This is a genomic window from Polynucleobacter sp. MWH-Spelu-300-X4 (assembly GCF_018687515.1).
Lineage (GTDB): Bacteria > Pseudomonadota > Gammaproteobacteria > Burkholderiales > Burkholderiaceae > Polynucleobacter.
Genome location: NZ_CP061294.1, coordinates 1,552,522 through 1,565,672, shown reverse-complemented (window position 1 = coordinate 1,565,672; position 13,151 = coordinate 1,552,522). Strand labels below are relative to the sequence as shown.

The following is a 13,151-nucleotide window of genomic DNA, read 5'->3' as shown; positions in this document are numbered from 1 at the left end:
TAAACATGACTGATTTAATTGGGCAAGCAGTTCAGACTTTGAAGTCTGGTCATTTGGTGGGTATCCCGACCGAAACTGTTTATGGCCTTGCTGCAGATGCAGCCAATCCAATTGCTATTAATAAAATATTTGCCACAAAAGGTAGGCCTACTGGTCATCCTTTAATTGTGCATATTGCTAAGCCTGTTCTTGAGAAGCTTAATCAGGAAGAAAAATATGCTGCTTGGGAAAAGCAACTGGCTTTATGGGCTCGAGATGTTCCTAGTGAAGCGTTGCTATTAGCTGAGGCATTTTGGCCAGGTCCTCTGACGATGATTTTGCCAAAAGCTAAAAATGTTTTATCAGAAATTACAGGCGGCCAAGAGACTGTGGGCATTAGATGCCCTAATCATCCAGTGGCGTTAGAGTTGTTAAGAAGATTTGATGGAGGTTTGGCAGCGCCATCGGCTAATAAGTTTGGACATATTTCACCGACTACAGCTGAACATGTTCAAGATGAATTCCCTGGGTTGCTTGTTTTAGATGGTGGAGCTTGTGAGGTTGGTATTGAGTCCACCATTGTTGACTTGAGTCGTTTGGATACTGTTGGTCCGACGATATTACGGCCCGGAGCTATATCTCAAGAGCAAATTCACGAGGTGCTGAGTGCAACTCTCAATCTAATAACGCCACTGGAAGTTAGATCAATCACCACATCAACACAAGCCACACCGAGAGTTTCTGGAAGTTTAAGTGCTCATTACGCGCCTAAAACAAAACTGGTTTTATATCGTGATGATATGAGCTTAAATAATGATGTCATCAAGCAAGCTAAGAAGATTGCATGGGTGCATTTAGACGATGGTAAAAAACTGGTTGATAAATCAGTAAGCGCATACATTGAATTTATCATTCCGAATAATCCAGTTGAGCTCGCTAAGGCTTTATATGCAACTTTGCGATCTCTGGATAAATCTGATTACGACCTTATTCTTTTCCAAGCACCTCCGCTCGGTAGCGAGTGGGATGCTGTGCGAGATCGATTATCTCGTGCAGCTGTTGGCTCGGGCCTTATTTAGAAGCTGGACCATCATCTAAAAGCCATGCCAATAAGGCATCGTGAATATTTCTACCGGTATTTGCATTAGGGTGGTTGATGAAAGAAGTCACTGCATACACTTCGCCTGTTCTACTCACCACATATCCAGAGATACTTCTAACATCCATTAACGAGCCTGTTTTGATATAGGCACCATATTTTTGCAGCGTCTCAGGAAAGCCTTGGGTATTGGTCTTTAAAAGGCTATTTTCTTTCTTGTTAGGTAAGTATTTTTTAATCTTATCTAGCAAGCGGTGTTTCATCGTCCCATCAACGCCAGCAATTGGTAGCGACTCGGTGTAATAACTTCTTGATTCAGAATTCAATCCGAGAACTAAAATATCGTTGAGATGTTTAGAGGAGATGCGTTCTATGCGTGATAGGCCTGAGCCATTCTCCATCACAAGCTCTGGCATGTCTAAGTTAGATTTTTTTAACCAATCCCTAACAATTTTTTCGCTATTTTCAGTATTACTAGCTTTGCCTGATTTTTCCAAAGAGATTGTTAAGAAAAGTTGTTTTGCCATCACATTATTAGATAGCTTATTAATATCTTTGACTGATTCATAAAGGGGTATGCCAAAGTGCGTCATGATGGGTCTGAATGACTTAGTCAAATTGCCAGTTTTAACGGTAGGTGTTTTAAGCCATATGCCGCCAGCATCTTCCCAAGCTGCAATGACACTTTGCGCCAAGAACGAATCAATATCACTCGCCACTACATTCCAAGCGGCACTTTTACATCCGCTTGGGTATAGGCCGTTGAAAGTCGCAAGCCATGAGCCATTTGTTTGGCGATCTAAAGACATATGAATATCTTTTTTCCAGTCAACACAAAAAGGGTTATCAACCACCTTTAAATTGTTATCTATCTTTAAGTTGGCTAGTCTTGGTGTTTGCTTAATTAAAACTAAGTCATTATCAGTATTAGGAAAGAACTGAAAGCTTAGGCTATTAAATGCAAATAGAAGAGCATCAGGTGATGTGTTATAGGATCTTTGGGTTTCTCCATCAGAAAATGATGACTCTTTCTGTGGTTTTTCATAGGCGGTTCTGTCAAAAATTAAATCGCCAGATATTTTTTTAATGCCTAATCCTTTGAGATTGGATAGTAGTTTGTTGATTTCTTCGGGAATTAGCTTGGGGTCGCCGCTACCCTTTAGTAATAAATCACCTTTTAAGGTGTCGCCTTGTATTTGCCCATTAGTGAACAAGTCTGTTTTCCAGCGATATTGCGGCCCTAGCATTTCCATGGCAGCTAGACTTGTAACTAGCTTCATGGTGGAAGCTGGGTTCATGGGTTTATCTTCCTGCCAACTTAAGACTTCAGAAGATATGTATTTGGAGCTGGGAGTATTTTGGCGAGAAATTTTTTCAACTGAAACCGTAATGGCTTCCTTTGAAATGGAACTTTTCTTAATTAGCTGTTCTACCGATTCTGGAAGAATATTGTGTCCATAGGCAATCAACGAGTGTAGAAATAATCCACTACTGAAGATGATTGTTCTTAGGCATTTATTTAGCATGGCTAAATTTTATAGCTTTAAGAAATTTATAGATAGTTATGACGAATTAGAAATTTTTCTTAAAATCCTGTTTGATTTGGCTAAAGCAACCCGTAAATTTTTCTCTGCGACAGGTAGTGATGAATATCTGCGTTGCTCAATTGATTGGCAAGATTTTTCAAGATGAGTATCTCCCACCAATTTAGACCCACCTTTAATCTTGTGTAGATGAGTTTTTAATTCTTTTTCATTGATTGGGCAGTATCTATTCCAATTGGCCGCCGCTAAGTAATGAATACTAGCAACTTGGGTTGCCAGCAATTCTTTAGATATATTGATTTGAATATTTTTATCTAGGCTGATATTGCTTAAAGACTGTATATATCTTTCCTCTAAATGAATTTCTCTTTCCCAATCATGAATAGATGCTGGTTTTGTGAGAATGGCATGAAAGACCGTCTGCTCATTGAGCAGTTCTTCTGGGCCATCGATGTAGGCGGTGAGGCCAAAAATCTTTGCTTTTCCATCATATTGCTCATGAATGATCTTGGCTAACTCCATGCCATTCATATCAGGCATGGAGAAATCAGTAATGACCATATCAAACTCGATTTCTGCGAGCATATTTAAGGCCATTCCTGCATGATCTGCCGTGTGAACGCAGTAGCCCATTTCTTTGAACTGTGAAGCTGTGATGAGCTGGCTTGCTGCGTGGTCATCAATGATGAGAACTGTTTTGTTTCTTTCAATCGGACGAATATTTTTCTGTAGGGTACATTCTGAGATGTAATTGGGTTGTTCAAGTGACCTCTTTAGGGCCAGGGTAAATGAGGCGCTCGTACCCAGGTCCTCTTCCGAAGCAAGTTCTAGCGTGCTACCCATCAAGCTTAAAAGATGCTCTGTGATATATAAGCCAAGTCCTGTGCCCAATTCTTGGCCGCCTCGTTTCATGTTCACTAGTTGCTCAAATGGCTCTCGAAGTCGATTAATTTCGTTATGAGGTATGCCTTTACCCGTATCGGCTACTTCAAAAAATATTATTTGGGCAAAGTGATCATCTGCAATCACCTTGGCGTTGATTCTTACGCAGCCATTCCTGGAAAACTTAATGGAGTTGCTGATGAGGTTTTGCAATATTTGGCGTAATTTAATAGCATCTATTAATAAGCTTTGCGCTATTTGGTTGCAAATATAAATATCAAATTCAATATGAGATTGCTTTGCTGATTCTGAGAAATTCCTATAGATGCTGCTAAGGATATTTTTTAAATCGCAGGGCTCTTCACGTATTTCGAATTTGCCAGCCTGTATTTTTGAAAAATCTAAATTTTGATTGAGAATTTCTAGTAAAGATTTTGCTGATGCATTGGCGCCTTCTAGAAGATCCCTATCTTCCAAAGGCAGAGATTGATTGCGCAATATTTTTTGATGAATCCCAATAAGAGCGCTAATGGGCGTTCTAATCTCATGGCTGATGGTTGAGAGGTGTGTGCTTTTTAGTGTGCTGAGCTCTTCTAAAGCGTGGTTTTTGGCCGATAGTTTTCCGGCTCGCTTTATTAGCCATCTATTTTGAATATGCAGATATATAGATAGGCTAACCAAGCATGCCATCAAGATGGAGTGCGTGATAGAGGTTTCAGTCATCTGTGATCTTATTAATTTTGCAGAAGGCAATTAAATCCGCAATATTGTTGACGCCAATTTTTTTGTATAGCCTGTGTTTATAAGTTGATACAGTTTTGCTGCTGATATGTAGAAACTCTGATATGTCGTTGTTGCCAAAGCCAGATGCCAGATATTTAAGAACTTGAAATTCTCTAGGTGAGAACGAGGATATTTTTTCTTCATCGCTGTCAGGAGATTTGCCATCTTGAGTCGTTTGGAAAAATGTATATCCCTGTGAAACTGCAAGGCAGGCAGCCATGATGATGTCTGAGTTAGCTGTTTTGTTGATAAAACCATGCCCACCTGTGCTGCGCACGCGATTGCCATAGATTTTTGCATCCAGACTTGAGACCACTAAAATTCTGATGTGTGGCGCCTGAATCGATAGTCGTCGGATGACATCTAAGCCATCTACTTTAGGCATATCGATATCTAAAACAACGATATCTGGTTGAAGGGTTTTAGTAATTTCCAGGCAGGCCTCACCGTTGGAAGCTTCACCTATTACTTCAAAGTGAGCTTGCGCCTGAATGATGCTTTTGAGAGCCCAAAGCATGGCTGGGTGATCATCAGCTAATAAAACTCTTTTTCTCATAGGCTTAATTACTCGTGATCATTTAGGTGGGAGCGAATCGCTGCTTTCTGAATCGCATTGCCATTGAGCTTGAGTATTTGATGTAGCGTCATTGTTGGCATCACAATCGGCCCATACTGTGCATCAAAGCCGTGTTTTAAAACTACCGAACTATCGTGTAATAGTTTTAGTGGGCCGGCGATGCATACGTAATGATTTTTCTTCGCGATGCTTAATATTTTCGCCAATTTTTTCTCGCATTCACTCCCTGGCACTGCTAATCGAATTAATTGGCTAGAGATATAGATGGCGGTAAATGAGTGTTGTTGCAGCAGTAGGCAGTCATACTCATCCGCTTCAAAATTTTGCAAATGAAGCAAGATGCCAATGCGCTGTAATTTGATAAGAGCTTCTTGAAGCAAAGGCTCTTCTGCTTGAGTCGGCCTATCTATTAAGGCGACATTAATAAGGCCAATAGGTAAATGGCAATTGAGTAGAGCATTTTGAATGCTATTTAAGATATGTTTACTGCATAGCCATGCAGTTTTCATGGGAAGCACAATTGAAACGGGCTTGGCTGAGCTTTGCCAATAATTCGCAGCGCTAATACCTTGCCTAAATAGACGAATGACATCTTCCTCTTGGCATTCATTCAATTCTTTGAGGATGACTGAATGTAGTTTCAGATCTTTGATCGAAAGGATGGCTTGATAGCTAAGCTCTTGGTTAGCTAGCCAATCTTTGATTTCCGGTTCGCCAACCGAAGAGTTAATTTTCAGATTATTTTGAGGAGCCTCCTTAACTACTTGGATAGGCTTATTGGTCCAATTTCTAACTAAAGCATACAAACGTGATTTAGGTTTCATTAATAATCTCTATTAAAAACAATTGGTTATAAAAAATCCAAGGATTGTTAACTCTTTGGCGGGGTCTCTAAGCATTACCAGATGGTTAATACAGGCATTGCTTAGGCTCTTTATTTAAGGAAACTGGCTGCCTGACTCTTGAAATACCTAGGAGCCATCCTTATAATTAGCACTCAACCAGTTAGAGTGCTAATAAATAGTGAAAACTATTTATGGAAATTATAATTAGTTAAATTTCCTAACTAACTAGTGAATACTTACTAACTTATTGAAGGAGTCAATATGAATCTACGCCCTTTGCATGATCGCGTGATCATTAAGCGTTTGGATAACGAAACAAAAACAGCGTCAGGTCTTGTTATCCCTGAAACTGCAGCTGAAAAACCTGATCAAGGTGAAATTCTTGCAGTTGGTACAGGTAAGAAAGATGACTCAGGCAAAACAATCCCTATGGACGTAAAAGTAGGCGATCGTGTTTTGTTTGGTAAATACGCTGGTCAAACAGTCAAAGTTGATGGCAATGAGCTTCTAGTAATGCGTGAAGAAGACATCATGGCTGTTGTTCAGAAGTAATTTAAAAAGAAACATCGAAAGGAATTCAAATGGCAGCAAAAGATGTATTTTTTGGTGATAGCGCGCGTACGCGCATGGTTGAAGGCGTTAACGTTTTAGCTAACGCAGTTAAAGTAACTCTAGGACCTAAAGGTCGTAACGTTGTATTGGAGCGTTCATTCGGTGGCCCATTAGTAACAAAAGACGGTGTGTCTGTTGCTAAAGAAATTGAGCTTAAAGACAAGCTACAAAACATGGGTGCGCAAATGGTTAAGGAAGTTGCGTCTAAGACAGCTGATAACGCTGGTGACGGTACAACAACTGCAACTGTATTGGCTCAATCAATTGTTCGTGAAGGTATGAAATTTGTTGTTGCTGGCCACAATCCAATGGATTTGAAGCGCGGTATCGACAAAGCGGTTGCTGCTGCAATCGAAGAGATCAAAAAGATCAGCAAGCCTTGCACAACTACTAAAGAAATCGCTCAAGTGGGTTCTATTTCTGCTAACAGCGATTACAGCATCGGCGAGCGTATTGCTGAAGCTATGGAAAAAGTGGGTAAAGAAGGTGTTATTACTGTTGAAGATGGTAAGTCTTTAGCGGATGAGTTGGATGTTGTGGAAGGTATGCAGTTTGATCGTGGTTACCTATCTCCATATTTCATCAGCAACCCAGAAAAGCAAGTTGCTATTTTAGAAAACCCATTCATCTTGTTGTTCGACAAGAAGATCAGCAATATCCGTGATTTGTTACCAGTATTGGAGCAAGTTGCTAAGTCTGGTCGCCCATTGTTGATCATCGCTGAAGATATCGAAGGTGAAGCACTTGCAACTTTAGTGGTTAACAACATCCGCGGCATCTTGAAGACTTGTGCTGTTAAGGCGCCAGGTTTCGGTGATCGTCGTAAAGCTATGCTTGAAGACATCGCTATCTTGACTGGTGGTCAAGTGATTGCTGAAGAAGTTGGTTTGACACTTGAAAAAGTAACTCTACAAGAGTTGGGTCAAGCTAAGCGTGTTGAGATTGGTAAAGAAAACACAACCATTATCGACGGTACTGGCGATGCTAAAAACATTGAAGCACGTGTTAAACAGATTCGTGCTCAAATCGAAGAAGCAACTAGCGACTACGATCGTGAAAAACTACAAGAGCGCGTAGCTAAATTGGCTGGCGGTGTTGCTGTTCTTCGCGTTGGTGCAGCCACTGAAGTTGAAATGAAAGAGAAAAAAGCACGTGTTGATGACGCGTTGCATGCAACTCGCGCTGCGGTAGAAGAAGGTATTGTTCCTGGCGGTGGCGTAGCTCTTGTACGTGCTAAGCAAGCTATCATTGGTTTGAAAGGCGATAACGCTGATCAAAACGCTGGTATCAGCATTGTTCTACGCGCAATGGAAGAGCCATTACGTATCATCGTTTCTAACGCTGGTGACGAAGCTAGTGTGGTAGTTAATAACGTAGCAGCTGGTAAAGCTAACTATGGTTATAACGCTGCAACTGGTGAGTACGGCGACATGGTGGAAATGGGTGTTATCGACCCAGCTAAAGTAACTAAAACAGCTTTGGTAAACGCTGCTTCAGTTGCTGGCTTGTTGTTAACAACTGATTGCGCTGTTGTTGAAACACCAAAAGATGATGCTCCTGCAATGCCTGATATGGGCGGTATGGGTGGCATGGGTGGTATGGGCGGCATGATGTAATTGAGCCCCCAGCTCACAAAAAAGGCGCTCAACAGAGCGCCTTTTTTATGCCAATAAAAACCAAAATCTAAGAAATAAAAATCTAAAAGATAAAAACCTAAAAAACAAAAAACTAATCAAACGAAATAGATTTATGTTTTTGCTTTCGGGTATTTAATTTTTTCTTCCTATTGCTCATAACGCTCGTCGCTTTCTTTTTGCCGTAACCGCTAGGAGGTATACCTGCGACGAGAAGAGCCTGCCGTTTAATTTGAGCTAAGGAAAGGCGCTTTTTAATATTCATAGAGAAAGACTAATAATAATTTTCATTTAATAACAGCAATATACCTAATAAGAGCTCCGTCAGAAAGTGTCAGATTCCTTATATTAAATAGTAGAAAATCGCACCTGTTAAAAATTTAGCCTAAAAGCTAACAACACTTTCAATAACCTAACAAATAAGAAAACTATGAAATTAAAGAATATTGCTTTGGCTTCAGCTTTAGTAGCTGGAAGTATGTTTACTGTTCAAGTAGTTGCGGCTACATATTATTCAAGTGCTACAGGATATTCGTTCCCTACGAATAACAATACATACTTATCTACAACTAGTACAGTTCCTTCTGGAGGCTCTTACTTACTATCATTTAATAGTAGTGCAGCTGTTGCTCAGGGTGCTAGTGTTTTCATGTTTAATATGAATGGATCAATGGCATTCATGGTTGCTGGATGGACTACGAACCAATCAGTTTCAGTAGGTTCAAATACATGGGCATTCACTGCTTCATCCGCATTTAATAGTTTTAGTTTCAATCCTGGTAGTGGCGCTCCTACATTATCAAATATTATTCTATGTGATGCAGCTGATGCATGCTCTACGTCAAATATTAACTCCTCATCATCAGTTGACCTAACCCCTAACGCCTACGCACTTCGCTCTGTATACAACGTTCAGTCAGCTGCTTTGAATGCTGGTTTGTCTTATGACTGTAATGTCTTTGATAAAGAAGGTGTCTGCTTATCAACAGGTGGTCGTTATTCAGTAACTAACTCACCAGAAACTACTACTACATCAGGTTTGTTGATTGGTTCTTATAAATATGACAAGAACATTCGTTTAGGTGCTTGGGTTGACCAAAACTTATCTGTAAAGAATGTTGATGGCATTAAGTTAAGCAATAGCCAGCCTTTATTTGGCGCATTTGGTGTTTGGTCTGAGCGTAACGATGGCTTAGGCTATGAAGTGAAGGTATCTGCTGGTTATGGTGATAAAGACGTTACAGTAACTCGCACTTCAACAAACGAAGGCTCTTCAAAGGTTCAATCAAGAGGTCTTCAAACAGTATCTAGCTACGGTATTGCAATCGATGGCGACTGGATTGCTGCTCCTTATGTTGGCGTGAAATACACTTCATTAAAGCGTGGTAGTTATGTAGAGGGCGGTTCAAGTCCTTTAACCTATGACACACTTCGTCAAGAAACAACAGCAGCTCTTGCTGGTGTTAAGTTCACAGGTAAGATTGATCCACAAACTTTTGCTGTAGTTTCTGCTGGAGTTGAGCAAGACTTAAATACAAATAATAGTCAGTACTCTGCTGGCTCAAATGCAACAGTATTTAATGCTAATCCACAAAAGACTCGCCCGGTAGTTTCTGCTGGTGTTTACTATGACCTCGATAAGACACAAAGACTTGGTGTTAATGCGACAGTAAGACAAGAAGCATTTGAGTCAACATCTTCAACATCTGTTTTGGCAACTTACACAGTTGGTTTCTAATCTAGTTTGATGTTCTATGAGGCCACCATGAGGTGGCCTTAAATGTAGTAAGTAAATTTAATTAAGGAGAAGTTATGAATAAAGCAGAATTAGTAGAAAAAATTGCAGAAGGTGCGGACATTTCTAAAGCATCAGCAGAGCGTGCATTAAATGCATCTATTGAGTCAATCATCAAAGCTGTTACTAAGGGTGACAAAGTTCAATTGATCGGTTTCGGTACATTTGGTTCAGGTAAGCGTGCGGCACGTGTTGGTCGTAACCCAAAAACTGGCGAAGCTATCAAAATTGCTGCTGCTAAAACTGTTAAGTTCACAGCTGGTAAAGCATTCAAAGACGCTGTTAACAAGCGCAAGTAATAACTAATCTTTAATTAGTTATAGACAATAAAAAACCACCTCGCGGTGGTTTTTTATTTCTTGATTGGGACAGGATTGGGACAGGTTACCCTTTCGCCTTCCTAACTTTTTGTTTCTACTGATAAAAACTTAAACTTCAACAGCTTTCACCATGTCTTCAATAACTTTCTTAGCGTCACCGAAGACCATCATGGTCTTGTCCATATAGAACAACTCATTATCTAGACCAGCATAACCAGAAGCCATAGAACGTTTATTAACGATCACAGTCTTCGCTTTGTATGCTTCTAGAATTGGCATGCCGAAAATTGGGCTGCCAGGAGTTCTTGCTGCAGGGTTAACAACGTCGTTCGCACCAAGAATCAACACAACGTCCGCTTGACCGAACTCACTGTTGATATCTTCCATCTCAAATACTTGGTCATAAGGCACTTCAGCTTCAGCCAACAATACGTTCATGTGACCAGGCATACGGCCTGCCACTGGGTGAATTGCATATTTAACTGTGACACCAGCATGAGTTAATTTCTCAGTTAACTCTTTTAGGGCATGTTGTGCGCGTGCAACTGCAAGACCGTAACCAGGAACGATGATGACAGTCTCAGCATTGGTCATTAAGAATGCCGCGTCATCAGCTGAACCAGATTTCACATTACGTTGTTCTTGTGAGCCAGCAGCGCCTGCAGATCCTGCATCACCACCAAAACCACCAAGAATCACGTTAAAGAATGAACGGTTCATCGCTTTACACATGATGTAAGAAAGAATTGCACCAGAAGAACCTACTAGTGAACCCGCAACAATCAACATAGAGTTGTTTAATGAGAAACCGATACCGGCTGCAGCCCAACCAGAGTATGAGTTCAGCATAGACACAACTACTGGCATATCAGCGCCACCAATTGGAATGATGATCAATACGCCCAAGATGAACGCGACAACAGTCATCACAACAAAATAGTTCCATGCTGGTTCTGCACCTGGAGCAATCGCAAACATCACGCCGCTGCCAACCATCACAATCGCTAGCGCAAGATTTAATAAATGCTGACCAGGGAATGTTACTGGCGCACCTTGGAATAATCTGAACTTATATTTGCCAGATAGTTTTCCGAAGGCAATGACAGAGCCTGAGAATGTAATCGCGCCAACAAACGTACCGATAAATAGTTCTAGTCTGTTGCCAAATGGAATTGGTGAACCTTTTGGAGCGATATTAAATGCATGAGGTTCTGCGACAGCAGCAACTGCGATACAAACAGCAGCCAAACCAATCATGCTGTGCATGAAGGCAACTAGTTCAGGCATTTTTGTCATTTCAACGCGCTTGGCCATAATGGCACCAGCGCCGCCGCCAATAACAAGACCTGCAAGAACATACGTTAAGCCATTGGTTGCGCTTTCTTGCGCTAACATCACAATCAAGCCTACCGTAGTGGCAATCGCAATTGCCATACCTGTCATACCAAATAGATTACCTTTGATAGACGTGGTTGGGTGAGATAAACCTTTTAGAGCTTGAATAAAACAGATAGAAGCTACAAGGTATAAAAGAGTAACGAGATTTAAGCTCATGCTGTTTCTCCTTTAGCTTTTTTATCTTTTTTCTTAAACATCTCCAGCATCCGTCTTGTTACCAAGAATCCGCCGAAAACGTTTACTGCTGCTAGAGCAACTGCAATCGTACCCATTGATTTACCTAATTCACCTTCCGTTAAGGCGGCAGCCAACATCGCGCCAACAATGATGATGGCGGAAATAGCATTGGTTACAGCCATCAATGGTGTGTGGAGTGCTGGAGTAACGTTCCAAACCACGTGATAACCAACATAAATGGCTAGAACAAAAATAATCAGGTTGTAAATAGTGTGACTAATTTCCATAATTTTTCCTTTTAGCCTTATGCGTTCTGACGAAGAACTTGACCGTTTTGGCACATTAAACATGCTGTCACGATGTCATCATCTGCTGGAATAACTAGTTTGGCTTCTTTATCAATGATGAGTTTCATGAAGTCCATTAAGTTGCGCGCATAGAGTGCTGAGGCATCTGCCGCTACCATGCTGGCTAAATTGGTGTAACCAATTAAAGTAACGCCATGCTTAGTAACAACCTTATCTGCCTCTGTTAATGGACAGTTACCGGCACCGTTTTCACCTTTGCCTGCAGCCAAGTCAACTACCACTGAGCCAGGTTTCATTTGTTGAACAGTTTCGGTATGCAAAAGCGTTGGAGCTTTGCGACCTGGAATTAACGCAGTCGTAATAACGATATCAGCTTGTTTAGCACGTTCAGCAACTAACGCTGCTTGTCTTTGCATCCATGAAGCTGGCATTGGGCGTGCATAGCCGCCTACGCCTTGAGCGATTTCACGCTCTTCATCTGTTTCGAAAGGCACATCAACAAATTTCGCGCCTAAAGACTCAATTTGTTCTTTAGCGGCAGGACGCACATCAGATGCCTCGATAACGGCGCCTAGACGCTTCGCTGTAGCAATCGCTTGCAAGCCAGCCACACCCGCACCAAGAATTAATACGCGAGCTGCCTTAACGGTACCAGCAGCTGTCATCAACATAGGCATAAAGCGTTGATATTCATTAGCAGCAACCATCACAGCTTTATAGCCAGCAATATTGGCTTGTGATGACAAAACGTCCATGCTTTGCGCACGTGTCGTACGTGGTGCAGCTTCCATCGCAAAAGCTGTAATACCTTTTGCAGCCATGGCGGCATTGTTAGCACTATCAAAAGGATCGAGCATGCCTAGCAAAACAGCATTGTTTTGCATTTGAGCTAACTCATTAGCTTCAGGAGCTCTCACTTTTAAAACAATTTCAGCACCTAATGCATCTGCTGCAGAACCAATCGTCGCGCCTACGGCTTCATAGGCAGAGTCTGGTTGACTGCTTGCGGTACCTGCATTACTTTGAACGATGACTGTATGACCTTGGCTGATGAATTTCTTCACAGTTTCTGGTGTTGCAGCCACACGCGTTTCATTAGGCTTTATCTCTAACGGCACGCCAATGCGCATGGGTTTCTCCCAGTTATTTTGTAAAGGATTAAGATTACTATAATTCCGAGATTTTTCTAACCCTAGTA

At 41.2% G+C, this 13,151-nt stretch carries 12 protein-coding genes; 5 read left to right on the top strand and 7 right to left on the bottom strand.

Annotation, left to right across the window (positions count from 1 at the left end; all coding sequences use genetic code 11):
- Positions 1-5 precede the first annotated feature (5 nt).
- Positions 6-1,058, top strand: a complete 1,053-nt coding sequence (locus ICV01_RS07915; protein WP_215287239.1) for an L-threonylcarbamoyladenylate synthase — start codon at positions 6-8, stop codon at positions 1,056-1,058.
- On the opposite strand, the gene dacB is transcribed toward ICV01_RS07915, so the two are convergent.
- Genes dacB through ICV01_RS07895 form a run of 4 tightly spaced genes read right to left on the bottom strand, consistent with a single transcriptional unit; the run spans position 1,051 to position 5,688 of the window.
- Positions 1,051-2,604 (bottom strand): D-alanyl-D-alanine carboxypeptidase/D-alanyl-D-alanine-endopeptidase, encoded by a 1,554-nt coding sequence (gene dacB, locus ICV01_RS07910; protein ID WP_215287237.1) that lies wholly within the window; start codon positions 2,602-2,604, stop codon positions 1,051-1,053. The genes ICV01_RS07915 and dacB overlap by 8 nt on opposite strands.
- 36 nt (positions 2,605-2,640) lie before the next feature.
- A complete protein-coding gene (locus ICV01_RS07905) occupies positions 2,641-4,227 on the bottom strand; it encodes an ATP-binding protein (RefSeq protein ID WP_215287229.1) in 1,587 nt (528 codons plus the stop codon).
- The gene (locus ICV01_RS07900) at positions 4,220-4,843 is read right to left on the bottom strand and encodes a response regulator transcription factor (protein WP_215287227.1); all 624 of its coding nucleotides are present in this window, start codon (positions 4,841-4,843) and stop codon (positions 4,220-4,222) included. The genes ICV01_RS07905 and ICV01_RS07900 overlap by 8 nt, the downstream gene beginning before the upstream one ends.
- 8 nt (positions 4,844-4,851) lie before the next feature.
- Complete coding sequence (locus ICV01_RS07895) at positions 4,852-5,688, bottom strand: hypothetical protein (protein ID WP_215287225.1); 837 nt, start codon at positions 5,686-5,688, stop codon at positions 4,852-4,854.
- Positions 5,689-5,970: 282 nt separating this feature from the next.
- On the opposite strand from ICV01_RS07895, the gene groES reads away from it, so the two are divergent.
- The 4 genes from groES to ICV01_RS07875 all read left to right on the top strand — a co-directional run bounded on the left by groES (position 5,971) and on the right by ICV01_RS07875 (position 10,049).
- Complete coding sequence (groES, locus tag ICV01_RS07890) at positions 5,971-6,261, top strand: co-chaperone GroES (protein ID WP_215287223.1); 291 nt, start codon at positions 5,971-5,973, stop codon at positions 6,259-6,261.
- 29 nt (positions 6,262-6,290) lie between these two features.
- Positions 6,291-7,937, top strand: coding sequence for a chaperonin GroEL (gene groL, locus ICV01_RS07885; protein WP_215287221.1), 1,647 nt, complete (start codon positions 6,291-6,293; stop codon positions 7,935-7,937).
- 448 nt (positions 7,938-8,385) lie between these two features.
- Complete coding sequence (locus ICV01_RS07880) at positions 8,386-9,693, top strand: autotransporter outer membrane beta-barrel domain-containing protein (RefSeq protein ID WP_215287220.1); 1,308 nt, start codon at positions 8,386-8,388, stop codon at positions 9,691-9,693.
- Positions 9,694-9,767: 74 nt separating this feature from the next.
- Positions 9,768-10,049, top strand: a complete 282-nt coding sequence (locus tag ICV01_RS07875) for an HU family DNA-binding protein (protein ID WP_215287219.1) — start codon at positions 9,768-9,770, stop codon at positions 10,047-10,049.
- Between the two features lie 129 nt (positions 10,050-10,178).
- Here ICV01_RS07875 and ICV01_RS07870 read toward each other — a convergent pair whose 3' ends face one another.
- Genes ICV01_RS07870 through ICV01_RS07860 form a run of 3 tightly spaced genes read right to left on the bottom strand, consistent with a single transcriptional unit; the run spans position 10,179 to position 13,083 of the window.
- Complete coding sequence (locus ICV01_RS07870) at positions 10,179-11,624, bottom strand: NAD(P)(+) transhydrogenase (Re/Si-specific) subunit beta (protein WP_215287218.1); 1,446 nt, start codon at positions 11,622-11,624, stop codon at positions 10,179-10,181.
- On the bottom strand, positions 11,621-11,932 hold the full coding sequence (locus ICV01_RS07865) for an NAD(P) transhydrogenase subunit alpha (RefSeq protein WP_215287217.1): 312 nt from the start codon (positions 11,930-11,932) through the stop codon (positions 11,621-11,623). The genes ICV01_RS07870 and ICV01_RS07865 overlap by 4 nt, the downstream gene beginning before the upstream one ends.
- 17 nt (positions 11,933-11,949) lie before the next feature.
- Positions 11,950-13,083: a Re/Si-specific NAD(P)(+) transhydrogenase subunit alpha gene (locus ICV01_RS07860; protein WP_215287216.1), complete on the bottom strand. Its 1,134-nt coding sequence runs from the start codon at positions 13,081-13,083 to the stop codon at positions 11,950-11,952.
- Positions 13,084-13,151 lie beyond the last annotated feature (68 nt).

Coding starts and splice junctions, on each gene's coding strand:
- ICV01_RS07915 (WP_215287239.1), top strand. CDS start 6: ATGACTGATTTAATTGGGCAAGCAGTTCAGACTTTGAAGTCTGGTCAT.
- dacB (WP_215287237.1), bottom strand. CDS start 2,604: ATGCTAAATAAATGCCTAAGAACAATCATCTTCAGTAGTGGATTATTT.
- ICV01_RS07905 (WP_215287229.1), bottom strand. CDS start 4,227: ATGACTGAAACCTCTATCACGCACTCCATCTTGATGGCATGCTTGGTT.
- ICV01_RS07900 (WP_215287227.1), bottom strand. CDS start 4,843: ATGAGAAAAAGAGTTTTATTAGCTGATGATCACCCAGCCATGCTTTGG.
- ICV01_RS07895 (WP_215287225.1), bottom strand. CDS start 5,688: ATGAAACCTAAATCACGTTTGTATGCTTTAGTTAGAAATTGGACCAAT.
- groES (WP_215287223.1), top strand. CDS start 5,971: ATGAATCTACGCCCTTTGCATGATCGCGTGATCATTAAGCGTTTGGAT.
- groL (WP_215287221.1), top strand. CDS start 6,291: ATGGCAGCAAAAGATGTATTTTTTGGTGATAGCGCGCGTACGCGCATG.
- ICV01_RS07880 (WP_215287220.1), top strand. CDS start 8,386: ATGAAATTAAAGAATATTGCTTTGGCTTCAGCTTTAGTAGCTGGAAGT.
- ICV01_RS07875 (WP_215287219.1), top strand. CDS start 9,768: ATGAATAAAGCAGAATTAGTAGAAAAAATTGCAGAAGGTGCGGACATT.
- ICV01_RS07870 (WP_215287218.1), bottom strand. CDS start 11,624: ATGAGCTTAAATCTCGTTACTCTTTTATACCTTGTAGCTTCTATCTGT.
- ICV01_RS07865 (WP_215287217.1), bottom strand. CDS start 11,932: ATGGAAATTAGTCACACTATTTACAACCTGATTATTTTTGTTCTAGCC.
- ICV01_RS07860 (WP_215287216.1), bottom strand. CDS start 13,083: ATGCGCATTGGCGTGCCGTTAGAGATAAAGCCTAATGAAACGCGTGTG.